The following is a 23,112-nucleotide window of genomic DNA, read 5'->3' as shown; positions in this document are numbered from 1 at the left end:
CCACCGCGCACCACCGCCCCACCGACGCCGCCGGCGTGACCATGCCCTCGATCGGGCCAATCCGGGGAGCGGCACCGGGCCGCCGGACACGGTTCACCTTGCGTTCACTCTCTCCCGTTGGTCACTTCACCTGATCTGCCTAATTTCGGCCTTACGCGGTGACCGGTGGAGTGCCGGTCCCCCCACCCCGACGCACGCCGCACGCGATCGCGGCAACTGGAAGGAACACCCGAAAGTGAAGCTTCAGCGCAAGAACGGGCTTCGCGCCACCGCGCTCGGTGCCCTCGCCCTGTCCGGCGCCCTGGTCCTCACGGCGTGTGGTTCGGACGACAACACCGCGCCCACCCCCGGCGAGAAGACCGGCGCCGCGTCGAACATCAAGTGCGACGACGCCAAGGGCCAGCTCCTCGCGGCGGGCTCGACCGCTCAGAAGAACGCCATGGACCTGTGGGTCAAGAACTTCCAGGCCGCCTGCTCCGGCGTCGAGGTCAACTACCAGGCCATCGGCTCCGGCGGCGGCATCACCAAGTTCAACCAGGGCCAGGTCGCCTTCGCCGGCTCCGACTCCGCACTGAAGCCGGAGGAGGTCGAGGAGTCCAAGAAGATCTGCAAGGGCGGCCAGGGCATCAACCTGCCGATGGTCGGCGGCCCCGTCGCGATCGGCTACAACCTGGACGGCGTGGACAACCTGGTCCTGGACGCCACCACCCTGGCGAAGATCTTCGACTCGAAGATCACCAAGTGGAACGACAAGGCCATCGCCAAGCTCAACCCCGACGCGAAGCTCCCGGACAGCGAGATCCAGGCCTTCCACCGCTCGGACGAGTCCGGTACGACGCAGAACCTGCACAAGTACCTCAGCGAGGCCGCCCCGGCCGACTGGAAGCACGACCCGAAGTCGAAGTCGTGGCTGGCCCCCGGTGGCCAGGCCGCCAACGGCTCCTCCGGTGTCGCCTCCCAGGTCAAGCAGACCCAGGGCTCCATCGGCTACTTCGAGCTGTCCTACGCGACCTCGCAGTCCATCGACACCATCAAGCTGAACACCGGCGCCGCGGCCCCGGTCGAGGCCACGACCGAGAATGCCTCCAAGGCCATCGCCGCCGCCAAGATCAAGGGCACCGGCAACGACCTGGCCCTGTCCCTCGACTACAAGACCAAGGTCGAGGGCGCGTACCCGATCATCCTCGTGACGTACGAGATCGCCTGCGACAAGGGCAACAAGGCGGAGACGCTGCCGACCCTGAAGGCGTTCCTCAACTACACCGTCAGCGACGAGGGCCAGAAGGTCCTCGCTGAGGCCGGCTACGCGCCGCTGCCCGCCGAGATCGCGGCCAAGGTCCGCGAGATCGTCCCCACCCTGGCCTGACGTCCGGCCGGGGCCGGTCCGCCACCGCGGGCCGGCCCCGGCATCCGGTGCACCGCCGCCTGGAGCCGTACGGCTCCGCAGACCGGAGACTGAAGATGGATACAGCAACCACCACCAAGAACCCACCGCCCGGCGCGCCGCCGTCCGAGGGCACCGCCCGAGGAGGGCTCCGCCCCGGCGACCGCATCTTCCTGGGCATGTCCCGGGGCGCGGGCATCTTCCTCCTGGTGATCATGGCCGCGATCGCGGGATTCCTCGCGTACCGCGCCGGCATCGCCATCTCGAAGGACGACGCGAACTTCCTCACCGCCTCCGAGTGGAATCCGGCGGGCGACCCGCCGGTCTTCGGCATCGCCGTGCTGGCCTTCGGCACGGTCGTGAGCTCGGTCATCGCCATGCTCATCGCCGTGCCGGTCGCGATCGGCATCGCGCTGTTCATCTCGCACTACGCGCCGCGCAGGGTCGCCGCGCCGCTGGCGTACCTCGTCGACCTGCTCGCCGCCGTCCCCAGCATCATCTACGGCCTGTGGGGCGCCATCTTCCTGGTCCCCTACCTCGACGGCCTGAACAGCTGGCTCGACGAGTACCTCGGCTGGACCTACATCTTCGACAAGACCGGCGAGGGTGTCGCCCGCAACCTGTTCACGGTGGGCATCCTGCTGGCGATCATGATCCTTCCGATCATCACCAACGTCACCCGTGAGGTCTTTCTCCAGGTGCCGAAGATGCACGAAGAGGCCGCTCTCGCCCTCGGCGCCACGCGCTGGGAGGTCATCCGCATGTCGGTGCTGCCCTTCGGCCGCTCCGGCATCATCAGCGCCTCCATGCTGGGCCTCGGCCGCGCGCTCGGCGAGACGATGGCCGTCGCGGTCGTCCTGTCCCCGAGCTTCATCATCTCCGGGCACCTGCTGGACCCGGGCGGCGGCACGTTCGCGCAGAACATCGCCGCGAAGTTCAACGAGGCGGACGAGTTCGGCCGTGACGCGCTGATCGCCTCCGGCCTCGTCCTCTTCGTCATCACCCTGCTGGTCAACGGAGCGGCCCGCGCGATCATCGCCCGCCGCAAGGAGTACTCGGGGGCCAACGCATGAGCCAGGTCATTGAGGAGACGCGTCCGGCGCCCGCCGTGCGCACCGCCCCCCTGTCGCACGCGCGCATGCCGCGCTGGGCACCGGCGGCCATCGCGGTCGGCTCGATCGCCGCGGGCTGCGGGATCGGCCTGGGCGCCGGCTGGCACAGCCGCGTCCAGTGGGGCCTGATCGCCGCGCTGATCTTCGTCGCCGCGACCTTCGTCATCACGACCAAGGTGGAGAACGTCCGCCAGGCCAAGGACCGCGTCGCCACCAGCGTCGTCTGGGTGTGCTTCGTCCTGGCCGTCGTGCCGCTGCTCTCCCTCGCCTGGGTGACCATCAGCAAGGGCATCGAGGTCGTCGACGGCTACTTCCTCAGTCACTCGATGAACGGCGTGCTCGACGCGCAGCCCGGCGGCGGCATCTACCACGCGCTGCTCGGCACCATCGAGCAGGTCCTGATCGCCACGGTGATCGCCGCTCCGATCGGCATGCTCACCGCGATCTACCTGGTCGAGTACGGGCGCGGGAAGCTGGCGAAGGCCGTCACCTTCTTCGTCGACGTCATGACCGGTATCCCGTCGATCGTCGCGGGCCTGTTCGTCCTCGCCACGTGGAACCAGATGCTCGGCTTCGGCCCCTCCGGCTTCGCCGGCGCCATCGCGCTGGCGATCCTGATGATGCCGGTGGTCGTCCGTTCCACCGAGGAGATGCTGAAGCTGGTCCCGAACGAGCTGCGCGAAGCATCGCTCGCCTTGGGCGTGCCCAAGTGGCGGACCATCCTGAAGGTGGTCCTGCCCACCGCCATCGGCGGCATCACCACCGGCGTGATGCTCTCCGTGGCGCGCGTCACGGGTGAGACCGCCCCTGTGCTGCTGCTCGTGTTCGGTACGAAGCTGATCAACCCGAACCCCTTCGAAGGCGCCCAGTCCTCCCTGCCGCTGTACGTGTACGAGCAGTACGCGGTCGGCACGGACGCCTCGATCGCCCGCGCCTGGGGCGCCGCCCTGGTGCTGATCGCCTTCGTCATGCTGCTCAACCTGGTCGCCCGCGGCATCGCCCGCTGGAAGGCCCCGAAGACCGGCCGCTGAGGCCACGACATCGGCTCCGCCGACGCGGGGCATTCTGGAAGTGAAGTGACATGGCCAAGCGAATCGACGTCAGCGGCCTGACCGCCTACTACGGCTCCCACAAGGCGATCGAGGACATCTCGATGACGGTGGAGCCCCGCTCCGTGACGGCCTTCATCGGCCCGTCCGGCTGCGGCAAGTCCACGTTCCTGCGCACCCTGAACCGCATGCACGAGGTCACCCCCGGTGGCCGCGTCGAGGGCAAGGTGATGCTGGACGACGAGAACCTCTACGGCTCCGGTGTCGACCCGGTCGCGGTGCGCCGCACGGTCGGCATGGTCTTCCAGCGGCCGAACCCGTTCCCGACGATGTCGATCTTCGACAACGTCGCGGCGGGGCTGCGGCTGAACGGGAACTACAAGAAGTCCGAGCTGAGCGACGTCGTCGAGAAGTCCCTCAAGGGCGCGAACCTCTGGAACGAGGTCAAGGACCGCCTCAACAAGCCGGGCTCCGGTCTGTCCGGCGGTCAGCAGCAGCGTCTGTGCATCGCCCGCGCGATCGCGGTCGAGCCCGACGTGCTGCTGATGGACGAGCCCTGCTCGGCGCTCGACCCGATCTCGACGCTCGCGATCGAGGACCTGATCGGTGAGCTGAAGGAGCGCTTCACGATCGTCATCGTGACGCACAACATGCAGCAGGCGGCGCGCGTCTCGGACCGCACGGCCTTCTTCAACCTGGCGGCGGTCGGTCAGCCCGGCAAGCTCGTCGAGATCGACGACACCGAGCGGATCTTCGCCAACCCGTCCGTCCAGGCGACCGAGGACTACATCTCGGGACGCTTCGGATAAGACGTCTTGGGGTGCTGCATGGCGGTGCCACCCACAAGACGACGGGCCCGCCCCCTCTCCCAGGGGGCGGGCCCACGCATGTCCCGCCATGCCTCAACCGCGGCGCGGCTGTGCCGAAGCCCCGGAACTGGCGTCTTCCAGGTGGGCGGCCCTGCGAGGCTCTCGCCCACCAGAGGGGCGAAGCCCGAGGCCCGCGCCCGCCAGGGCGCAGAGCCACGGGGCCCGCGCAAAGCCCCCGATCCGCACCCACCAAGGCTGGACCCAGAGGCCCGGGGCGGGCCCCCGAAGCTCCCGCCCCGCCAAGCCGGGCCCGGGCCAGGGAGCCCGGGGCGAAGCCCCAATAGCCCGCGCCCGCCAGGGCGCAGGGGCACGGGTCTGGGGCGGAGCCCCAGTTCGGGAAGGGGCGGGGTGGGGAAAAGACAAAGGCCCCCGCCACCCCGAAGAGCGGCAGGGGCCCCGACACAGCACCCCGGCGTCAGCCGAAGATCAGATACACCACGCCGTAGCTCAGCGCAGCGACCGCCGCCGCCGCCGGCATCGTGATGAACCACCCCAGCACGATGTTCTTCGCGACACCCCACCGCACCGCGTTCACCCGCTTCGTCGCCCCCACACCCATGATCGCCGAGGTGATCACATGCGTCGTCGAGATCGGCGCGTGGAACAGGAACGCCGAGCCGAACATGATCGACGCCCCCGTCGTCTCCGCCGCGAACCCCTGCGGCGGGTCCAGCTCGATGATCTTGCGGCCCAGCGTCCGCATGATGCGCCAGCCGCCGGCGTACGTGCCCAGCGACAGCATCAGCGCACAGGCGATCTTCACCCACATCGGGATCGGGTCGCCCGCGTTCTCCACGTCGGCGATGACCAGGGCCATCACCACGATGCCCATGGTCTTCTGGGCGTCCTGCAGACCGTGCCCGAGGGCCATACCGGCCGCCGACACCGTCTGCGCGATGCGGAAACCGCGCTTCGCCTTGTGCGGATTGGCATTCCGGAACATCCACAGGATCGCGACCATCACCAGATAACCGGCGATCATGCCCACGAACGGCGACACGAACATCGGGATGACGATCTTCTCGACCACCCCGGTCCAGATCACCTCCGTCCCTCCCGCGAGCGCCGCGCCGACCATCCCGCCGAACAGCGCGTGCGACGAGGAGGACGGCAGCCCGAAGTACCAGGTGATCAGGTTCCACACGATCGCGCCGACGAGGGCGGCGAACAGGATGCCCATGCCTCGGCCGCCGTGCGGGGTCTCGATGAGCCCCTCGCTGACGGTCTTGGCGACGCCCTGTCCGAGGAACGCGCCCGCGAGGTTCATCACCGCGGCCATCGCCAGCGCCACGCGCGGCGTCAGGGCACGTGTGGAGACGGAGGTCGCGATCGCGTTCGCGGAGTCGTGGAAGCCGTTGGTGTACGTGAATCCGAGCGCGACACCAATGGTCACGATCAGGGCAAAGGTGTCCACGAAGCTCAGGACTCCTTGACCGCGATGGTCTCCACCGTGTTCGCGACGTGCTCGAACGCGTCGGCGGCCTCTTCCAGCACGTCCACGATCTGCTTGAGCTTGAGCACCTCGATGGCGTCGTACTTGCCGTTGAAGAGGTGGGCCAGCAGCTTCCGGTGGATCTGGTCCGCCTGGTTCTCCAGCCGGTTGACCTCGATCCAGTACTCGGTGAGGTTGTCCATGGTGCGCAGGTGCGGCATGGCCTCGGCGGTCAGCTCGGCCGCCCGCGCCAGGACCTCGATCTGCTGCTCGACACCCTTGGGGAGTTCTTCGATGTTGTAGAGGACGACGAGGTCGACGGCCTCCTCCATGAAGTCCATGATGTCGTCGAGCGACGACGCGAGCGAGTAGATGTCCTCGCGGTCGAACGGCGTGATGAACGAGGAGTTCAGCTGGTGGAAGATCGCATGGGTGGCGTCGTCCCCGGCGTGCTCGGCTGCCCGCATCCGCTCCGCGATCTCGGCCCGCGCGGAGGACTCCGCACCGAGCAGTTCCATCAGGAGCTTCGAGCCGGTCACGATGTTGTCCGCGGATGCCGCGAACATGTCGTAGAAGCTCGTCTCCCTGGGGGTCAGACGAAATCGCACGTGGGGTCCTCGGGGTGCTTTGGATTCGGTCAGGCTGATGCTAGGCGCATCATCCGGCCACGGCTAACCGGCAAGGTCCCAGTGTCGCCCATGAACCACCGTGATCAGCACAGACCCCCACGAGATCCCGCACGATTCGTTACCATATACCCACGAGGGGTATACGACCCCTTTCTGGACAACGGGAGGACGCGATGACGACCACCGAGGCGGCCGGCCCCCCGGTCACGGACCCCGGCACCGACCACGACCACGGCGTGCACGGCTACCACAAGCAGAAGAGCGAGCACCTCAAGCGGCTGCGCCGCATCGAGGGGCAGATCCGGGGCCTGCAGCGGATGGTCGACGAGGACGTCTACTGCATCGACATACTCACCCAGGTATCGGCCTCGACCAAGGCGCTGCAGTCCTTCGCCCTCCAGCTCCTGGAGGAGCACCTGCGGCACTGCGTCGCGGACGCGGCCGTCAAGGGCGGCGACGAGGTGGACGCCAAGGTGGAGGAGGCGACGAAGGCGATCGCCCGCCTGCTGCGCACCTGACCAGGCCGTTTCGATCCGTTTCGCCCTGTCCTGCCCGGTGGTCGCCCGCGCGACGCGGGGCGCCGCGAGTGGCTTGATCCGTACGCTCCGGTCACCGGGGAGTGGCGATCATCACCCGCCGAGCGCCCCCGCCGGCCTCTCCGCCGCCACCATCAGCACCTCGTCGATACGGTCGGCACTGAGCCGGTCCTCGTCGGCGGCGGACGCGGCGATCATCAGCTCGCCGCACAGTTCGATCTCGGCGAGGGCGACGGCCACGTGGTCCTCCTGGACCGTCGTCGTACTGGGCGGAGCCACGTGCAATCACCTCTTCCGGCCGATGTCGGTTCCCTAGCGTAGGGAGCGGGACACAGACCGCGCATGGCACGTCCGGACCATTTGGAACCTGGCCTTCCCGGGCCCCTCGTCCCCGCCCTCACGCCGGCGCGCACGCCCGAGCGCCGACCCGCCCGGCGCCCGCACGCCGGCCAGGCTCAGGCCTTGACCTTGCCGGAGTAGATGTCCTCGGCGGCCGGAAGCCGTACGTCCACCGGCGTCCCGAAGTCGAACAGCACGGTCGTCGAGGTGACCGCCACCGTCCGGCCCTCGTTCGCGAAGGTGAAACGGTGCCGCACCTTGAGCAGCCGGCCCGACTCGTCGAGGTACGCGTCGAACGGGACCACGTCCTTGGTGAACCCTTTCGCCGCCGCCGCCAGCGACGCCCGCGCGTGCGGCTGTGCCGCCGACGCCGCCCTGCCGATGTCCGTCGTCCCGCGGAAGTGCCGCACCTTCCGGCCGGACATCTCCGTCTCCCCCACGTACGTCACCTGCTCGGTGCCGCGCAGCAGCTCGGCGGCGGCCAGCGGGTCGGTCGCGCCGCCGGTGACGAGGTTCCCGTCCTCCAGCGTGGTGGTGTCGACCCGTACCCACTTGTCCGCGGGCACCCCGGCGCCCCGGTTCTTCATGTACAGCGCGCCCGGCGTGAACAGCTCCGTGATCGGCTCGTGCCCGGCATCACCGGCGGGGTCCGGCGGGAGGACGACAGTGAGCCGGCCCATGCGCCGGGCGAAGTCGTATCCCCCCTCGCCGCGGATGGTGACCCGGGTCCCGCCGGCCGCCATCTCCATCGAGGTGCGGGCCCTGGAGCTCTTCGCCCCCGCCAGTACGTCCGCCGCCCTGCGGACCTCCTCGGCCGAGCCCCGGCCCTTGCTGTCCTCGGCGGCACCCGCGCCGGAGCACCCGGTGGCGGCCATCACCCCCACCACGGTCGCCGCGACGGCGATCGCGCCGCCCCTGCGCCTGTGCTGCTGCACCACCATCGCCTGCCAACCCCCAACGCCGGACCGCTGCTTGGACGAATCCCACCCGCGCCCCTCGGCCCGAGGGGCCTGTGGGCACCCGCCTGGCATAACGACGGCCCGGTCACCTCGTCACGCCGGGCCCCGGGCATCGCGACACGCTGGGGCGCAGTACCGTTGACAGGTGCCCCAGCAAGACGTGCCCGTCGGTAATCCGGCGCACCTGACCACGACCGTCGAGCGTGGTTCCTTCGCCGTCGCCCGTTGCAGCTGCGGCTGGTCGGGGCCCGCCCGACGGTCCCGCGACCGGGCGCGTACGGACGCCCGTACGCACGCCACCGCCTCCTGACACACCTGGACGCCTGGCAGGACTCGCGGGAACCCGGCCCGGCCCCGTACCGTCTCCTCTCCCAGGAGGCCCCATGGACCGGCGTGCGCTGCTCACCACCGTTGTTGCTGTCACCACCGCTGTGACCACCGCTGCCTGCAACCGCAGAGACGGCGGTGCCGCCGAGGCGAGCGGGACCACGGCCCCGGCCGCCGTCCGCACGCCGACGGCCGCGCGGACACCGGCCGGTCCCGCAGACTGGAGCGCGCTCGGCCGCGGCCTCGACGGGAAGCTGATCCGGCCGGGAGACGCCGACTACGCGAGCGCCCGGCAGCTGTACAACACCCGCTTCGACGGTCAGAAGCCGGCCGCGGTCGCGTACGTCGCGGGTGAGGACGACGTCAAGGAGTGCCTGGCGTACGCGAAGGCGCACGGCGTCCCGGTGTCCATCCGCAACGGCGGCCACTCCTACGGCGGTTGGTCGTCCGGCAACGGCAGGCTCGTCGTCGACGTGTCGTCACTGGACCGTATCGGCGCCGACGGCGTCATCGGCGCGGGCGCCAAACTCGTCGACGTCTACAAGGCCCTCGCCCGCCGAGGCCGCACGATCCCCGCGGGCTCCTGCCCCACGGTCGGCGTCTCCGGCCTCACACTCGGCGGCGGCCACGGTGTGACCTCGCGTGCCTACGGCCTGACCTGCGACAGCCTGACCGAGGCGACGCTCGTCACCGCCGACGGCAGGACGCTGACCGCGAGCGCCACGGAGAACAAGGAGCTCTTCTGGGCGCTGCGCGGCGGCGGGAACGGCAACTTCGGCGTGGTGACCGGCTTCCGGTTCCGTACGCACCCGGCGCCGCAGACCGTCACCGCCTACCTGACCTGGCCCTGGTCGAGGGCCGCGGCCGTCATCGCCGCCTGGCAGCGCTGGGGGCCGGCCCAGCCGGACGAGATCTGGTCGTCGCTGCACCTGGCCGCGGGTCCGGGCGGCGTACGTCCGACGCTCTCCGTCGCCGCCTTCACGCTCGGCCGCGAGAGCGACCTGCGCAATGCCCTCGACCGGCTCGCCGATTCCGCAGGCTCGCCCGCGTCCTCGGTGGCGCTGCGGCCGCGCAGCTATCTGGACGCGATGCTCGCCTACGCGGGCTGCCTCTCCCTGACGGACGAGCAGTGCCGCCTGCCCGGCACCACCCCGGGCCGCGGCAAGAAGGGTGCGCTGCCGCGCGAGACGTACGCGGCCGCGTCCGACTTCTTCGACCGCGACCTGACGCCGGCCGGGGTGCAGGCGCTGATCGCGGCGGCCGAGGGGTTCACCCGCATCCCGGCGGGCCGGGGCGGCGGCGGCTCGATCGCGCTGACCGCGCTCGGCGGCGCGGTGAACCGGGTGGACCCGCTGGCGACGTCGTTCGTGCACCGGCGTTCGCGGATGCTGGCCCAGTACATCGCCGCCTGGCGGCCGGGCACCTCCGGCGCGGCCCAGCAGTCCTGGCTGAGGGACGCCCACGCGTCGATGCGGCGGTACGCGTCGGGCGCGGCGTACCAGAACTATCCGGACCCGAACCTGCGCGACTGGCGCCGGGCCTACTACGGTCCCGCGGCGGACCGGCTCACGCGCGTGAAGCGGCAGTACGACCCGGACCGGCTCTTCGCCCAGCCGCAGGGCCTGTGAGGACGCCTGCCGCCGAAGAGGCCTACGCCGCCAGCCCGTTCTCGCCCGCTCCCGCCTCCTCCGTACGCGACTCCGGGATGTCCAGCGGCTCCGTGACCAGTGCGGTGCCGGGGGCCCTCCGGGAGCGCACGAGCCAGGACAGGCGGTGCGATCCGGCGACCGCGGACACCAGCGGAGTGAGCAGCGCCAGGGCGAGCGGGGCGAGCAGCAGGGTCACGGCGGTGCCGAGCGCGAAGCCGCCGATGACGTCGGTCGGGTAGTGCACGCCCATGTACACGCGGCAGAAGCCCTCGGCAACGGCGAGGGCGAGGGCGGCGAGACCGAACTTGCGGTGGGCGATGAAGAGTCCGGCGCCCAACGCCATCGCCAGCGTGGCGTGGTCGCTGACGAAGGAGAAGTCGGTCTTGCCCGCGACGAGGACCTCCAGGCCCTCGTGGTCGACGAACGGCCGCGGCCGTTCGACGAATCCGCGGATCGGGATGTTGACCAGCAGGGCGATCCCGGCCGCGAGCGGCGTCCAGACCAGTCCGGCGACGGCGGCGACGGAGTCGTCGGCGTCGCCACGCCTGCGGACGCTCCACCAGCACCAGAGGGTGACCAGCACCAGGCCGAGCACGATGCCGTACTCGCCGACGAGCTCCATGGTCCGGTCGAACCAGTCGGGTGCGTCCTTGGCCATGCCGTTGATGTCGTAGAGCAGGCCGACGTCGGGGTTCGTCCCGCCCCTCGTCTCCGTCAGGGGGAACCCGATTGCGAGTCCAGACATCTGCCGCGGCCCCTTGCCTTGTGCCACCGGCGCACGTGCCTGTGCGCCGCTCTGCCAACCCCCGTGGTCAGTCCGGTGTGCTGCATGGTCAGTGCGGCCGTCCCTGTCAAGGGAACGACATGCTCCCCGGTGTCGTTCCACTCTCCACCGAACGATCACCATGACGTTATCGAAGAGTGACACGTCGTCGCAGCTCAGAGCCCCGACTGAGCAGTCGCATTCCAGCCACCGGGCAGCTGTCTCACGCTGCCGGCAGATCGGTCGGCAGGGCCGCCGCACCCTCCTTCGTGACGCGGGTAGCGCCGAAGTAGTCCGGAGTGTCGATCTTGTCGAACCGGATCACCGCGCCGGTGTACGGAGCGTTGATCATGTACCCGCCGCCGACGTAGATGCCGACGTGCCGGATCGCGCGCGAGTTGGTCAGGTCGTCCGAGAAGAAGACCAGGTCGCCCGGGAGCAGTTCCTCGCGCGAGGGGTGCGGGCCGGCGTTGTACTGGTCGTTGGCCACGCGCGGCAGCTCGATGCCCACCGTCCGGTACGCGGCCTGGGTGAGGCCCGAGCAGTCGAAACGACCGCCCTGCTCGGGCGTGCCGTTGCCGCCCCACAGGTACTTGGTGCCGAGCTTCCGCTGCGCGAAGTAGATGGCCCCTGCGGCCTGGCGCGACGGCTCGACTTTGCCGACGGGCCGCGCGAAGCTCTTCTCCAGACTCCGGATGACCTTCACGTAGTTCTGCGTCTCGCGGTACGGCGGGACGCCGCCGTACTTGATGACCGCGTACGCACCGGCGTTGTAGGCGGCCAGCATGTTGTCGGTCGGATCACCGGGCGCCTTGCGAACATATCCGGCCAGTTCGCAGTCGTACGAAGCGGCGGACGGAATCGCGTCGGCCGGGTCCCACACGTCGCGGTCGCCGTCCTTGTCACCGTCTATCCCGTGCGTGGCCCACGTCCCCGGGATGAACTGCGCGATGCCCTGCGCGGCGGCCGGGCTCTGCGCCTTCGGGTTCCAGCCGCTCTCCTGGTAGAGCTGGGCGGCGAGCAGGGCCGGGTTGATGGCGGGACACAGATTTCCCCACTTCTGCACCAGCGGCTGGTAGCGCGCGGGCACGGCCCCCTTCGCGAGGGCGACCGCGCCGCCTTTGACGCCCCCGCCGAACAGGCCGGCGGCCGCCGAGTAGGTACCGACGACGAGCAGCGCGACGAAGCTCAGACACAGCCCCACGGACGCACCCGCGATCAGCCACGCCTTACGCACCGTCAACCACCTTTCACCCCACGGCAGTACGCCCGGTGTCAGTGTAGGTGGCCGGTGCGTCGTTCCGGGGGTGGACGACTCCCCCCGTCCGAACCGCATCGGCGCGCCACCGGACACCGGCCCACGCGCCGGCGGTCACGCCAGGTGCCTGGGCCAACTCCACTCCGTAGCAGGGCGCTTGGCGTGAAAGAGCGTCGCCCCCAGGGGCAGGGCTTACGGTCGCGGGTGGGGCAGCGGCAGTGCGGCCGGCGCCGGTCGCGCGGACACATACCCGCGCAAGTGGTCTGGACCAATTGCCGCTACTCTGTGTAATGCAGCCAGGAAGGCTGAGGTCAGACCCCTCCGGCGACCACGGCGGGGCCAGCAATACAGGAGCACACGTGAAGAACTCTGCGATCGTGACCGACGCGCCGGGCACGGAGGACACGCAGAACGGGGGCCTGAAGGAGGCTGTTGCCGCACGCCGGCAGGGGCGCCGCGACGACGCCGGCGGCACCGCCGCCACGGTGACGTTCATCGCGCTGCTGGGCATCGCGGTCGCCCTGCTCGGCTACATGGTCGTCTCCGGCTGAAGCCCGGAGCCGCCAGGAGGGGGCCCGCGTCACCCGCAGGGGTCACGCGGGACCCTTCGCGTACCACCGGCCTCTGGAGCATCCGGTTACCGGCAGGTAGCGTGTGCCGTACACCCATCCCCGAGGTGTCAGGGAAGGCGGCCCCGCATGACGGACCTCCAGGCGTTCTTCGAGCGACTCTCCGAGGACCGCTACGCGCCCACCGAACACACCCGTGGCCCGTGGGACGCCGCTTCCCAGCACGCCGGCCCGCCCGCCGCGCTCCTCGGCCGCTCCTTGGAGGAACGCCCCGGCGCGCGCACCGACATGCGGCTCGCCCGGATCACGTACGAGATCCTGCGCCCGGTGCCGATACGCCCCCTGACCGTCGCCGCGTCGGTCGTGCGCTCCGGCAGGAGCGTGGAGGTCGCCGAGGCCACGCTGACCCCCGAGGGCGCGGACGCACCCGTGATGCTGGCGAGGGCGCTGCGCGTGCGGACCACCGAGGAGCCGGGCCCCTCCGTCGCGGAGGGCCCGCTCCTCCCCTCGCCCGAGGACACCGCCGCCACGCCCTTCTTCGGCATCCCGTGGGACATCGGCTACCACACGGCGATGGAGACCCGGTTCGCCGAGGGATCCTGGCTGGACCAGGGACCTGCGACGTGCTGGATGCGCATGCGCGTGCCGCTGATCGCCGACGAGGAGACCCGCCCCCTGGACCGCGTCCTGGTCGCCGCCGACTCGGGCAACGGAATGAGCAACGTCCTGGACTTCTCCCGGCATCTGTTCATCAACCCCGACCTGACGGTCCATCTGCACCGCCACCCGGTGGGCGAGTGGGTCTGCGTCGAGGCACGCACCAGCGTGGACGAGGCGGGCATCGGCCTGGCCGATGCCCGGCTCCACGACGAGAAAGGACCGATCGGCCGCAGCGCCCAGAGTCTGTTCATCGGCCCCCGCTGACACCCGCCGTGCCGTTACGCCTTGCGTCCCACGCCCGCGAACATGGCGACCTCCTCCGGCATCGCGGGGTCTCCCGCGTCCGGGCGCCAGCGGTTGCAGGAGACGATGCCCGGTTCCAGCAGGTCGAGCCCCTCGAAGTAGCGGGTGAGCTGGTCCGGGGTGCGCTGCGTGAGGCGGGGCGTACCGTGCTCGTTCCAGAACGCGACCGCTGTGTCCACGTCCGGCATCGCGGGGCTGGTGATCGTGTGGGACAGGACGAGGTGGCTGCCGGGCGCCAGAGCGTCCATGAGCCGGCGCACCAGGGCGTACGACTCCTCGTCGTCCTCGACGAAGATGACGACGCCGAGCAGCATCAGTCCGACGGGCAGGCTCAGGTCCAGCGTTTTCGCCGCGCGCTCCAGAATCGTGTCCACGTCCCGCAGATCGGCGTCGAGATAGTCCGTGACGCCTTCCGGACTGCTGGTGAGCAGGGCGCGGGCGTGCACGAGGACGAGCGGGTCGTTGTCCACGTACACGATCCGCGACTCGGGCGCGACGCGCTGCGCCACCTCGTGGGTGTTGTCGGCGCTGGGCAGCCCCGTGCCGATGTCGAGGAACTGCCGGATCCCGGCCTCACCGGCCAGGTACCGCACGGCCCGCCCGAGGAACCGCCGGTCGGCGAGCGCGTACTCCCCGATCCCCGGGTGCAGCGTTCGGATCTGGTCGCCGGCCTCCTGGTCGACGGGGTAGTTGTCCTTGCCGCCTGTCCAGTAGTTCCAGATCCGGGCGGTGTGGGGCCGGGACGTGTCGATGCGGTCGAGAGCGCGCGCGTTGTCGGTCACGCCCGTCACCCTAGTCAACTCCCGTTGCACTGAGGAGGGTTGACCACATGGCCGAAAAGCACGCGGCGGTGCAACGGCCTCGCCGGCCCGGCCGTCGTACCTCGTGCACCTGCATTCGGCTCTTCTTGGAGGTACGTCATGCGACGGTTGACGACGGTCGCCGCGGCGCTCGCGCTGACGGGCGCCGGGCTGGTGAGCACGGCCTGCTCCGCGAGCGGCCAGGCGGACAAGGCCGACGCCGTGACCAGTACCGCGACCGCGATGGCGGGCAAAGCCGCCACGGGAACCGCCTGCTCGACCGTATGGGGCAGCGGCGCGAAGTCGGCCACGGAGTCGGAGCCCGGGCCGCTGAAGAACGTCAGGACCAGCCGGCACGCCTGCTACGACCGCATGGTCTTCGACATCGACGGGACGGCGCGCAGGACCGGCTACCACGTCGGTTACGTCGACACGTTCCACCAGGACGGCTCCGGTGAGCGGATCCCGGTGAGCGGTGGAGCCGTTCTGCAGGTCTACGTCTCCGCCCCGAGCTACGACCCGGCGACGCTCGAGCCGACCTACCTCGGGAAGGCCGGCAAGCGGCTGCCGGGCGTGAACGTCACGGGCTACAGGACGTTCAAGGACACCAGGTTCGGCGCGAGCTCCGAGGGCCAGACGCAGGTCGCCCTGGGCGTCCGCGCCAAGCTGCCCTTCCGGGTGCTCCGGTCCGCCGACCACCTGATCGTGGACGTGGCTCACCGCTGGTAGACCGGAGGACGTCAGCGGGGCCGGGCATTGTCCCCGTCCCCGTACAGGGGCAGTTCACCGGTGGCCACGGACAGGGCGAGCGGGTCCGGCAGCGGGATCTCCTCGCCGTACGTGCCCGGCAGAGTGTCCTGATAGCTGCCGTTCGACGGGCTGGTGTGCAGGGCCCACGTGCCGTGGCGCGGGTCGACGACCAGGAGGGCACGGACTCCGGCGACGGCATACCAGTCGCTCTTCCGGCCGAACTCCCGGGTCTTCTCCTCCCGGGGCACGACCTCGACGTCCTGCGTGCGCACCATGCCGTCCATGGGCGGATCGCTGCCGGGAGCCGGGACGACGAGGTCGGGCGACACGAAGTCGTCCTGGTCCCTGGGCATGCGTAGGGACACGCCCTCGAGAACCGCTGCCCCGGGGGCGATCCCGGCGGCGAGGTGCCGGACGGCCGCCGTACGGGTCGCGCAGTCGGCCCGGGAGAGCACCAGGCTGCCGGCGAGGATCTCGACGCGTAAGTCCGTCATCCGCGAGATCAGGCGCGCGACCTCGTGAGGGGTGCGGGACAGCAGTCGCCCGATCACCGCGCACCGCCGCCCAGTTCCACCCAGAGCAGCTTCCCGCCCCGCGGCAGCGCGGTCGCACCCCACGCGTCCGCGCACGCGGCGACGAGGCAGAGCCCCCGGCCGCCTTCCGCATCCGGCGCGGGCCGCCGCGGCAGCCCCTCGAAGGGCGCCGGGATGTCGGGACAGGTGTCCCACACCCCGAGCCTCAGCCGCCCCCGCTCGGGCGCCCGCAGCCGGAGCCCGTACGGACCGTCGGTGTGCCGGAGGGCGTTGGTGACGAGCTCGGAGGCGAGCAGCTCGGCGATCTCGACGAGCGCGCCGAGCCGGTGCGCGTGGAGGACGGCACGGAGGGTGTGGCGGGCGATACCGGGTGCGCGGGCATCCTGCGGGAGTTGGAGGGCGTAGGTCCAGGGCGGGGCTACGGTGGTCATGGAAGTCTCCTCGACGGAGTGCGAGTTGTCGCGGGAATGCGGGTGCCTTGTGACCAGGTCGCTCCGTCGAGCGGGGTGCTTCCAGGCGGGTGGCCTGACATGCAGGCTAGGCTCGCGCAAGTACAACTTGCACCGCTTGCAGGAGATCTGGTGCCAATCTTCCCTCCTGGGAGTGGCACCACGTACTGATGACCGAATGAGGGGTGCCGCATGGCCGGGAGGGCAGCTCCCACCGCCCGACGCATCCGCGTCGCCTCCGAGCTGCGCCGGCTCCGGGAACGCACCGGCCTCAGCTCGACGCAAGCCGCCCGGCTGCTGGGCGTGGGCCAGGGCCAGTTGAGCAACGTGGAGACCGCACGCTTCGGCGTCAGCGCGGCCCGCATCCGCGCCATGGCGGACATCTACTCATGCGCCGACGACGCATTCATCGACGCTCTCGCCACTATGGCGGAGGACAGATCCCGGGGCTGGTGGGAGGAGTACAGAGACATTCTTCCCACGGGCCTGCTCGACCTCGCCGAGCTGGAACACCACGGCACACGGCTTCGCACCGCACACACGGCGCACATCCCCGGGCTCCTGCAGACGCCCGAGCACGCACGCGAGATCTTCCGCCAGGCGATCCCCGAGCTCTCGCCTCCCGACATCGAGCACCGGATCTCTCATCGGATGAAGCGCCAGGCTGTCCTCTACAGGGCAGAGCCGATGCCCTACCAGGCGATCATTCATGAGGCCGCGCTGCGCATGCAGTTCGGCGGGCCTGACGTCGCCCGGACGCAGCTGGAGCACCTGCTGAAGGCAGGCAGGCTCGACCACGTCACCATCAGGGTCGTCCCCTTCGCCACCGGCTCATATCCCGGGTCCGGACAGACCATCAACTACGTACACGGTCCTGTGCCCCAGCTCGACACCGTTCAGCTGGACCAGTCGCACGGCACAGCGTTCGTCGACGGAGCCGATGAACTCGCCCAGTACCGCGAACTCTTCGCCCGTCTGGAGTCACTCGCCCTGGATCCCGACGAGTCCCGGACCTTCATCCGCGAACTCGCGGACAGCCTGTGAAAGGGAGCCCGATGGCCTCGCACGTCTGGCAGAAGTCCTCGTACTGCGCGCAAGGAGAGGCGTGCGTAAACGTTGCTGCGGACGCCTCGGGCGTCAGACTCACCGAGAGCGGCGACCCTGACGGGGCGATACTCCACACCACCCCCGCCGCCTTCGCCGCCCTCACCCACGCCCTCAAGACCGGCGCGCCGAGCCCGCACATAGACGTCACCCACACCCCGGACGGCCTCGTCCGCGTGGGCGGGGTCGTCACGACGACGGACGAGAAGTGGGCCGCGTTCGTGAGGGGCGTACGCGCGGGAGAGTTCGACCACTTCGGCCGCTGCCAGTAATCGCCCGGCAGCCACGCAAACCCCTGCATCGTGACCTTGCTGGTGGTGTGGCTCATGCCCTCCTCGGCTTGCGAGGCTTGGTCCAGTTGCCGTGCGGCCGGTCTCGTTCCCGGGCCGGCATCACCGCGTCGAATGCGGCCTTGCCTGTGACCTTTCGCGGTTCGGGTTCAAGCACGGCTGCAGTTGCTCGCCACGGGACGGTCGAGGCCCAGCCGACGAGGGGCATGGTCTCGTTGTAGTGGGGGGCGAACTCTGCGGTAACCAGCGGGGGCATCTCTGATGACGTCGTGGCCCGCTTCCATGACATCGATGAGGACGTGGCCGGCATCCAGGTAAGCCACCAGGCCCGCCTCGTCCGGCTCACCGCCGGGCCGGACGGCTTCACGGATGGATCCGTTCGGCCGACCGGGGAGGTCGTCGAGTTCGTCGAAGAAGCCCAGAAGTCCCAGCACCGTACCTCCTTCTATGACGGGGCCTTCCATCCGTCGCTCCCCTCGGGATGATGCGCCCGAGGCGCGTATCAATCGAGCTGGACCGCCCCCCAGACGCTCACGCTCCACACATCCTGGTGCCCGACCCGATATCCGCGTTCGTCTCCGGGCTCGTCCACTACCAGCACGGAGACGTTCGACGCCGGAGCTCGGTACTCGACGAACCCGCCCTGCTCCCGGGTGGTCAGATGGAGAGTCGGCGCGACCCGCCGCAGCTCGGCACGCAACTGGTCCCAGGCAAGGTAACGGGGAAACTCCACGCCCATGCGCTCTGCCCACTCCTCCGCCAGGCTCGGCTCCGCGGCCAGCCGGTGCAGCTGAAACGCTGCTCCGACCACGACCCACTCGGGGACAAGATTGAACGTAAGTTCGCCGCATGCGTAATCGCGTCGCACGAGGTGTACGGGCCGGCGAGTTCGACCACGTCAGCGCCCACCGTTCATCTGTTTCCGTAGGCGTGGATGAACCCGCCGACCGGCAATAGGGCTACACGTCGACCCAGTCTTGCCGGAGACCGGCCAATTTCCGACCGTCGCCCCGACCAACGTCTGCACCGATCGGCGTCTCCTTCGGCGCACGAGTGACCAGATCGCCAACAGTAATGGAGCTGCCCCTCCATGAGGCGTTCGCCTCCGCTAAGGGAGCTTCGGCTGAAGCAAGATCCACGCCGTAATCTCCTGCAAGAGTGGATCGTCCACGTCGAGAAGGCTCTCAATCTCTCGCACCGGAGTCAGGACGTTTTTAATCCTCCTCAAGTGCAGCATCTGGGATTTTTCCAGAGCAGGCCAATCCATGGCCATCCGTTCGACGTCGGCTCGCCCCATTTTAAGGTGCTGGATCACATACGAACAAAGTGCCGTTGGGCTCCTCGCTTCATCGGATTCGCTCACTCCGAACTCTCGAATCATGTACGACCGCACGCGAACTTCCTCGGCGACCTTCTTGAGGTCTGTGAAAACTCCATACTTCCCCGAAATGGCGGCCAACGCGAGATGCGCCCAGCGGATCCGGTCGTCGACTGCGAGGTGACTTTGCTGCATCCTCCCTACGCACAATTCGCGTAGTGTTTCCCAGTCGAGAGGGGGATCTGCCATATCGGCACGCAGGGGGATTCTCTCCAGCTCTTCGAGTGAAAAGCGAGAAAATTCCATGGAACGTGATTGAGCTCCTTCACGAGGGGGCTCAGAGGAATGGGATTCCGGCGCGTTCAAACGCTTCCCTGCCTATCTCTAGACTTTCGATCGAAGGCTTGTAGTGACCGCTATTATTATTCAGCCCCATGCCGAAATATGAGCCTTGCCCCCCAGCTATTTCCGCCTCTCCCGCTGCACGTACTGGGCCACCTTCGGTAAGCACTGGGTGTTTCAGTTCGACACCGTTCACATGTTTAGGGATGACCAACAGATCACCATTTTCATTCACGGCCCACTTTACTGTGCCACTGTTAATGGCTTCATCGAAGCCGTCGTCCCCGACCCTGAGCGGTTTCACACCTAGGCGTTCAGCATCCGCAAGTTCTCCAGCAAGTTCATTCGGCAGCTGATTCTCGTACGGAGCCAGGCCCAGAGGATCGGCCAAGGCGTGAACATTGTGGACGTAGGTCGACGGGTTGGGTGCGGGTGAGAGCCCGAGCGGGTCGGTCGTGAGATACCGGGCCGTGTAGGGGTCGTAATGCCGGTGGAAATTGTAGTGAAGGCCTGTTTCGGGATCCAAGTACTGGCCGGGGAACCGGAGAGGCGTGTACGTCGTACTTGAACTTCCCCAGGCGGCCGCTCCCCACAGGGTGCTGCGGGTCCTCCAAGCAACTTCACCCGACTCGTCGATGAGTTCATGTGGTGTGCCGATCAGGTCGGTAACGATCGCGAAGAAGCGCTCATCGATTATCTCTTGAGGGGCGTTCTGCGAGTGAATGCGTTCTGCCTGGGCGAGCGGCTTGACTCCACTGTGGTCCCAGGTGAGAGTGACGGGGTAGGGGAGTTCGGCCCCTTCTGTTGTCTGCTCGCACAGTGTGGTGCCATCCCACGTAAAATCGATCCGCTCCAAGGCCGTTCCCCCGTCTGGAGCCATTCGTTGCTTGGCGATGCGCCGACCGAGTGGATCGTAGACGTAGCGCCAGCGGGTGCCGTCCGGGGTGGTTACGGCCGCAAGGCGGTCCTCGGTGTCCCACTCGTACCGCCACGTATCCGGCTTCCGTGACAGCCGTGTCTTCTGCCGCAACGTGATACGGCCCAGCGTGTCGTGTTCGTAGCGGATGCTGCCCGCGCGCGTGATGGTCGTGCCGGTGTACTCGCGGGTGCCGACCGCCTCCTGGCCCGGGTGCGCCGCCGGCCAGGACGCCTGGGTCTGGTTGCCCGCCTCGTCGTAGGCGTAGCGCTCCGCCCAGCCCGCCGCGTGGACCGCCGTGACGCGGCCCGCAGCGTCGAGGTCGAAGGTTTTCGCCCCCGCCAGCTGGTCGTCGAGGCCGATCAGGTGGCTGTCGGCGCGGTAGGTGTAGTCGCGGCGCTGGATGCTGCGGCCCGCGCCCGTTACGTGCTGGCTGGTGAGGCGGCCCATCACGTCGTACTGGCATGACAGGGTGACGGTGTCCCCGATCTGGCGGGCGATCTCCTGGCCCGCGGCGTCGTGTTCGAAGGTGAGGGTCCAGCCGGAGGTGCTGAGCGAGGTGCGGCGGCCCGCGGCGTCGTAGGTCCAGGTGCTGACCGCTCCGGTCGGGGTCGTGCGGCCGGTGCGGCGGCCGAGTTCGTCATACGTGAACGACATCGTGCGGCCGTTGACGGTCTCGGAGACGAGGCGGCCATAGCGGTCGCGGAGATACGTGATCGTGGCGTCCGCGTTGACCGCTTCCGCGAGCTGGTCCGTGAAGTCGTAGGCGAACGTCGTCACCGCCGCGGCGGCGTCCTTGCGGACGACGCGGTCCAGTTCGTCGCGCTCATAGCGGATGGTCTGACCGAGTGCGTCGGTGCGAGCGGTCAGGCGGCCGGCCACGTCCCGTTCGTACGACAGTGTCCGGTTGTCGAAGTCGGTCTCGGATATGAGGTGACCGGCCGCGTCATACGCGTAGTCCCACGTCATGCCCTGCGGGTTGAGGACCTGGGTGAGGCGCAGCTCGTGGTCGTGGCTGAACTCGTAGCGAACGCCGTCCGGGCCCGTGCGGGCGCTCATGAGGTCGAAGTGGGTGTACTCGAAGCGGGACACCTGCCCCATGGCGTCGGTGTGGGTGAGGCAGTTGCCCTCGCCGTCGTACATCCATGACTGCTCGCTGCCGTCGGCGTCGATGCGGCGGGCGAGCTTGCCCTCGGGCGTCCATTCCAGGCGGGTGACCGCACCGAGCGGGTCGGTGAGCGTGACCGGTCGTCCGAAGGCGTCCCGATCGATCTGGGTGGTCGCGCCGAGGGGGTTGGTGACCTCGACGGGCAGCCCGACAGCGTTGCAGCGGATGCAGGTGGTGTTTCCAAGGCCGTCCGTGACGGCGGTGACGTGCCCGGCATCGTTGTACGTGTAGCGGGTGACGGTGCCGGACGGGCTTGTCACGCTGGTGGGGTTGCCGCGTTCGTCGTAGTCCTGCCGGACGACCGTCCGGTCCGGGTCCACGACGCGGGTCGGGAGCCCGAGCTGGTTGTACTCCGCGGTGGCTTCGCGGCCGTCGGGACGCACCACGGTGGTCAGGCGGCCCGATTCGTCGTACGTGAAGCGGGCGGTGCGGCCGAGCGGATCGGTCTGGCTGAGGAGCCGGTTGTAGCGGTCACGTTCGTAGCGGGTGACCGCGCCGAGCGGGTCAGTCACCTCAATGACCTGGTGGGCGTCGTTGACGACGTACCGGCGGACCGCGCCGCTGCTGGTGGTCGCGGTGGTGACGCGAAGGCCGGTCTTCGCGTCCGGGTCGCTGTAGGCGAGCCGCAGGGCCATGTGGCCGGCCGCGCCGCCTTCGGCGGTGCAGCGGTCCTGGTCGTCGTACTCGTACGTGTACGCGCTGCCGTTGGTGTCGGTCCACGAGGTGACGCGGCCGCGCTCGTCGTAGCTGAACCGCAGGGGCAGTCCGGACGAGTTGGTGACGGAGGTGAGGTGGCCGTCGGTGTAGCCGTAGCGCAGGATCTCCTGGTCCGAGCCGTCGGCAGCCGCCCCTGCCAGGTACAGGGCGGTGATCCGGCCGTCGCTGATCGTGAGCTTCAGGTGGTACCCGCCATGGTGGACGATCGAGGTCGGCGCATCGGACGTGTCGTACTCGAAGGTGATCCAGTTGCCGTTGCGGTCGTCGATCTGCGCGAGGAGGGCCACGTCGTCGTGGCGCGTGGTGAAGTGCCACACGCGGCCGACATCCGGGTCTGTGATCGTGTAGTCGCCGTCGATGTCGCGGTCGAGCGGCCAGCGCGGGCCGTGGCTCGGCATGACCTGGACGCCCGGCGCCGGATGCGGGTACGACAGCAGCAGACCGTCCTCGCAGACGAAGATGACGCCCTCTGGGTGGATCTCCAGCCGCTGGTCGGCAGTGGAGGACCAGGACGGTCCGAACCAGCGCCCGGCCCGGTAGTCGGACGCCACCCGGCGGCTGAAGGAGAGCGGCAGCGAGCCCGGCAGACGGATGTCCGTCTGCGGCAGGTACATCACACCGGTGGCGAGGTCGATCGGGTCCGTGTTGTCGCTCTCGACGGCGTCCTTGGGACGGGAGGTCTGAGCGGGGTCGTCCAGGGCCTTGCGCGCACCTGACTCGGCGGCTTCGGTGACCGCGTGCTTCGCGCCACTGCGCAGGCCCGCTGTGGCCACGCCCTTGACGACGCCCGCACCCTTGGTGCCGAGGATTTCGGGGACGAGGCGGCCGAGGAATTCGGCGGGGTCGCCCTTCGCCGCGTCCCACGCGTTCTTCAAGGCGCGGTCGGG

At 69.2% G+C, this 23,112-nt stretch carries 25 protein-coding genes; 13 read left to right on the top strand and 12 right to left on the bottom strand.

The window, feature by feature from the left end; genetic code table 11:
- The first annotated feature begins 235 nt into the window (after positions 1-235).
- The 4 genes from pstS (at position 236) to pstB (ending at position 4,354) form a co-directional block, all read left to right on the top strand.
- Entirely contained in the window at positions 236-1,366 is a 1,131-nt protein-coding gene (pstS, locus tag ACWD0A_RS31395) for a phosphate ABC transporter substrate-binding protein PstS (protein ID WP_451303628.1), read from the top strand.
- A gap of 95 nt (positions 1,367-1,461) precedes the next feature.
- Positions 1,462-2,457, top strand: coding sequence for a phosphate ABC transporter permease subunit PstC (gene pstC, locus ACWD0A_RS31390; RefSeq protein ID WP_451303626.1), 996 nt, complete (start codon positions 1,462-1,464; stop codon positions 2,455-2,457).
- Entirely contained in the window at positions 2,454-3,527 is a 1,074-nt protein-coding gene (gene pstA, locus ACWD0A_RS31385) for a phosphate ABC transporter permease PstA (protein WP_451303624.1), read from the top strand. The genes pstC and pstA overlap by 4 nt, the downstream gene beginning before the upstream one ends.
- Before the next feature lie 50 nt (positions 3,528-3,577).
- Positions 3,578-4,354: a phosphate ABC transporter ATP-binding protein PstB gene (gene pstB / locus ACWD0A_RS31380; RefSeq protein ID WP_451303622.1), complete on the top strand. Its 777-nt coding sequence runs from the start codon at positions 3,578-3,580 to the stop codon at positions 4,352-4,354.
- Positions 4,355-4,829: 475 nt separating this feature from the next.
- Here the strand turns inward: pstB and ACWD0A_RS31375 are convergent, their stop codons facing one another.
- The gene (locus tag ACWD0A_RS31375) at positions 4,830-5,828 is read right to left on the bottom strand and encodes an anion permease (RefSeq protein WP_451303620.1); all 999 of its coding nucleotides are present in this window, start codon (positions 5,826-5,828) and stop codon (positions 4,830-4,832) included.
- Between the two features lie 5 nt (positions 5,829-5,833).
- Positions 5,834-6,454 (bottom strand): DUF47 domain-containing protein, encoded by a 621-nt coding sequence (locus ACWD0A_RS31370; RefSeq protein ID WP_226728848.1) that lies wholly within the window; start codon positions 6,452-6,454, stop codon positions 5,834-5,836.
- A 194-nt stretch (positions 6,455-6,648) separates the two neighbouring features.
- Here ACWD0A_RS31370 and ACWD0A_RS31365 point away from each other — a divergent pair, with 194 nt between their 5' ends.
- Positions 6,649-6,993, top strand: coding sequence for a metal-sensitive transcriptional regulator (locus ACWD0A_RS31365; RefSeq protein WP_451303617.1), 345 nt, complete (start codon positions 6,649-6,651; stop codon positions 6,991-6,993).
- A 111-nt stretch (positions 6,994-7,104) separates the two neighbouring features.
- Here ACWD0A_RS31365 and ACWD0A_RS31360 read toward each other — a convergent pair whose 3' ends face one another.
- Both ACWD0A_RS31360 and ACWD0A_RS31355 read right to left on the bottom strand, forming a co-directional pair.
- Entirely contained in the window at positions 7,105-7,296 is a 192-nt protein-coding gene (locus tag ACWD0A_RS31360; RefSeq protein ID WP_451303615.1) for a hypothetical protein, read from the bottom strand.
- A 170-nt stretch (positions 7,297-7,466) separates the two neighbouring features.
- Entirely contained in the window at positions 7,467-8,291 is an 825-nt protein-coding gene (locus tag ACWD0A_RS31355; protein ID WP_451303613.1) for a hypothetical protein, read from the bottom strand.
- A 163-nt stretch (positions 8,292-8,454) separates the two neighbouring features.
- Between ACWD0A_RS31355 and ACWD0A_RS31350 the strand changes: the two genes are divergently transcribed.
- Together ACWD0A_RS31350 and ACWD0A_RS31345 are read left to right on the top strand one after the other, a co-directional pair.
- Positions 8,455-8,619 carry a hypothetical protein gene (locus ACWD0A_RS31350; protein WP_451303611.1) on the top strand — a complete coding sequence of 55 codons (165 nt, stop codon included), beginning with the start codon at positions 8,455-8,457 and terminating at the stop codon, positions 8,617-8,619.
- 73 nt (positions 8,620-8,692) lie between these two features.
- Complete coding sequence (locus ACWD0A_RS31345) at positions 8,693-10,264, top strand: FAD-binding oxidoreductase (RefSeq protein ID WP_451303609.1); 1,572 nt, start codon at positions 8,693-8,695, stop codon at positions 10,262-10,264.
- A 22-nt stretch (positions 10,265-10,286) separates the two neighbouring features.
- On the opposite strand, the gene ACWD0A_RS31340 is transcribed toward ACWD0A_RS31345, so the two are convergent.
- A complete protein-coding gene (locus tag ACWD0A_RS31340; RefSeq protein ID WP_451303607.1) occupies positions 10,287-11,030 on the bottom strand; it encodes a phosphatase PAP2 family protein in 744 nt (247 codons plus the stop codon).
- 241 nt (positions 11,031-11,271) lie between these two features.
- Positions 11,272-12,285, bottom strand: coding sequence for a bifunctional lytic transglycosylase/C40 family peptidase (locus ACWD0A_RS31335; protein WP_451303605.1), 1,014 nt, complete (start codon positions 12,283-12,285; stop codon positions 11,272-11,274).
- A 380-nt stretch (positions 12,286-12,665) separates the two neighbouring features.
- Between ACWD0A_RS31335 and ACWD0A_RS31330 the strand changes: the two genes are divergently transcribed.
- Both ACWD0A_RS31330 and ACWD0A_RS31325 read left to right on the top strand, forming a co-directional pair.
- The gene (locus ACWD0A_RS31330; RefSeq protein WP_451303603.1) at positions 12,666-12,857 is read left to right on the top strand and encodes a hypothetical protein; all 192 of its coding nucleotides are present in this window, start codon (positions 12,666-12,668) and stop codon (positions 12,855-12,857) included.
- 147 nt (positions 12,858-13,004) lie between these two features.
- Positions 13,005-13,799, top strand: coding sequence for a thioesterase family protein (locus tag ACWD0A_RS31325; protein WP_451303601.1), 795 nt, complete (start codon positions 13,005-13,007; stop codon positions 13,797-13,799).
- A 14-nt stretch (positions 13,800-13,813) separates the two neighbouring features.
- On the opposite strand, the gene ACWD0A_RS31320 is transcribed toward ACWD0A_RS31325, so the two are convergent.
- Positions 13,814-14,620, bottom strand: coding sequence for an SAM-dependent methyltransferase (locus tag ACWD0A_RS31320; protein ID WP_451303599.1), 807 nt, complete (start codon positions 14,618-14,620; stop codon positions 13,814-13,816).
- Between the two features lie 138 nt (positions 14,621-14,758).
- Between ACWD0A_RS31320 and ACWD0A_RS31315 the strand changes: the two genes are divergently transcribed.
- A complete protein-coding gene (locus ACWD0A_RS31315) occupies positions 14,759-15,367 on the top strand; it encodes an AMIN-like domain-containing (lipo)protein (protein ID WP_451303597.1) in 609 nt (202 codons plus the stop codon).
- A gap of 11 nt (positions 15,368-15,378) precedes the next feature.
- Here the strand turns inward: ACWD0A_RS31315 and ACWD0A_RS31310 are convergent, their stop codons facing one another.
- A complete protein-coding gene (locus ACWD0A_RS31310) occupies positions 15,379-15,882 on the bottom strand; it encodes a Uma2 family endonuclease (protein WP_451303595.1) in 504 nt (167 codons plus the stop codon).
- A 53-nt stretch (positions 15,883-15,935) separates the two neighbouring features.
- On the bottom strand, positions 15,936-16,352 hold the full coding sequence (locus tag ACWD0A_RS31305; RefSeq protein WP_451303593.1) for an ATP-binding protein: 417 nt from the start codon (positions 16,350-16,352) through the stop codon (positions 15,936-15,938).
- A 210-nt stretch (positions 16,353-16,562) separates the two neighbouring features.
- Here ACWD0A_RS31305 and ACWD0A_RS31300 point away from each other — a divergent pair, with 210 nt between their 5' ends.
- The 3 genes from ACWD0A_RS31300 (at position 16,563) to ACWD0A_RS31290 (ending at position 18,249) form a co-directional block, all read left to right on the top strand.
- Complete coding sequence (locus ACWD0A_RS31300) at positions 16,563-17,414, top strand: helix-turn-helix domain-containing protein (protein WP_451303591.1); 852 nt, start codon at positions 16,563-16,565, stop codon at positions 17,412-17,414.
- Between the two features lie 11 nt (positions 17,415-17,425).
- The gene (locus ACWD0A_RS31295) at positions 17,426-17,746 is read left to right on the top strand and encodes a DUF397 domain-containing protein (RefSeq protein WP_451303589.1); all 321 of its coding nucleotides are present in this window, start codon (positions 17,426-17,428) and stop codon (positions 17,744-17,746) included.
- 287 nt (positions 17,747-18,033) lie between these two features.
- On the top strand, positions 18,034-18,249 hold the full coding sequence (locus ACWD0A_RS31290) for a hypothetical protein (RefSeq protein ID WP_451303587.1): 216 nt from the start codon (positions 18,034-18,036) through the stop codon (positions 18,247-18,249).
- Between the two features lie 17 nt (positions 18,250-18,266).
- On the opposite strand, the gene ACWD0A_RS31285 is transcribed toward ACWD0A_RS31290, so the two are convergent.
- The 3 genes from ACWD0A_RS31285 to ACWD0A_RS31275 all read right to left on the bottom strand — a co-directional run.
- The gene (locus ACWD0A_RS31285; RefSeq protein ID WP_451303586.1) at positions 18,267-18,632 is read right to left on the bottom strand and encodes a hypothetical protein; all 366 of its coding nucleotides are present in this window, start codon (positions 18,630-18,632) and stop codon (positions 18,267-18,269) included.
- A 240-nt stretch (positions 18,633-18,872) separates the two neighbouring features.
- The gene (locus ACWD0A_RS31280; RefSeq protein ID WP_451303584.1) at positions 18,873-19,388 is read right to left on the bottom strand and encodes a hypothetical protein; all 516 of its coding nucleotides are present in this window, start codon (positions 19,386-19,388) and stop codon (positions 18,873-18,875) included.
- A 31-nt stretch (positions 19,389-19,419) separates the two neighbouring features.
- The coding region (locus ACWD0A_RS31275; RefSeq protein WP_451303582.1) for a DUF6531 domain-containing protein at positions 19,420-23,112 on the bottom strand (3,693 nt) is incomplete at its 5' end.

Source organism: Streptomyces sp. NPDC002867, assembly GCF_053591895.1.
Note: the sequence above shows the minus strand (reverse complement) of the source record. Positions and strands in the feature narration are given on the sequence as shown.

What these genes read in the sequence shown, in the direction of transcription:
- ACWD0A_RS31325 (WP_451303601.1), top strand. Translation starts at nt 13,005, where the DNA reads ATGACGGACCTCCAGGCGTTCTTCGAGCGACTCTCCGAGGACCGCTAC.
- pstA (WP_451303624.1), top strand. Translation starts at nt 2,454, where the DNA reads ATGAGCCAGGTCATTGAGGAGACGCGTCCGGCGCCCGCCGTGCGCACC.
- ACWD0A_RS31340 (WP_451303607.1), bottom strand. Translation starts at nt 11,030, where the DNA reads ATGTCTGGACTCGCAATCGGGTTCCCCCTGACGGAGACGAGGGGCGGG.
- pstC (WP_451303626.1), top strand. Translation starts at nt 1,462, where the DNA reads ATGGATACAGCAACCACCACCAAGAACCCACCGCCCGGCGCGCCGCCG.
- ACWD0A_RS31365 (WP_451303617.1), top strand. Translation starts at nt 6,649, where the DNA reads ATGACGACCACCGAGGCGGCCGGCCCCCCGGTCACGGACCCCGGCACC.
- ACWD0A_RS31315 (WP_451303597.1), top strand. Translation starts at nt 14,759, where the DNA reads ATGCGACGGTTGACGACGGTCGCCGCGGCGCTCGCGCTGACGGGCGCC.
- pstB (WP_451303622.1), top strand. Translation starts at nt 3,578, where the DNA reads ATGGCCAAGCGAATCGACGTCAGCGGCCTGACCGCCTACTACGGCTCC.
- ACWD0A_RS31355 (WP_451303613.1), bottom strand. Translation starts at nt 8,291, where the DNA reads ATGGTGGTGCAGCAGCACAGGCGCAGGGGCGGCGCGATCGCCGTCGCG.
- ACWD0A_RS31280 (WP_451303584.1), bottom strand. Translation starts at nt 19,388, where the DNA reads ATGGAATTTTCTCGCTTTTCACTCGAAGAGCTGGAGAGAATCCCCCTG.
- ACWD0A_RS31305 (WP_451303593.1), bottom strand. Translation starts at nt 16,352, where the DNA reads ATGACCACCGTAGCCCCGCCCTGGACCTACGCCCTCCAACTCCCGCAG.
- ACWD0A_RS31345 (WP_451303609.1), top strand. Translation starts at nt 8,693, where the DNA reads ATGGACCGGCGTGCGCTGCTCACCACCGTTGTTGCTGTCACCACCGCT.
- ACWD0A_RS31300 (WP_451303591.1), top strand. Translation starts at nt 16,563, where the DNA reads ATGGCCGGGAGGGCAGCTCCCACCGCCCGACGCATCCGCGTCGCCTCC.
- ACWD0A_RS31310 (WP_451303595.1), bottom strand. Translation starts at nt 15,882, where the DNA reads ATGACGGACTTACGCGTCGAGATCCTCGCCGGCAGCCTGGTGCTCTCC.
- ACWD0A_RS31295 (WP_451303589.1), top strand. Translation starts at nt 17,426, where the DNA reads ATGGCCTCGCACGTCTGGCAGAAGTCCTCGTACTGCGCGCAAGGAGAG.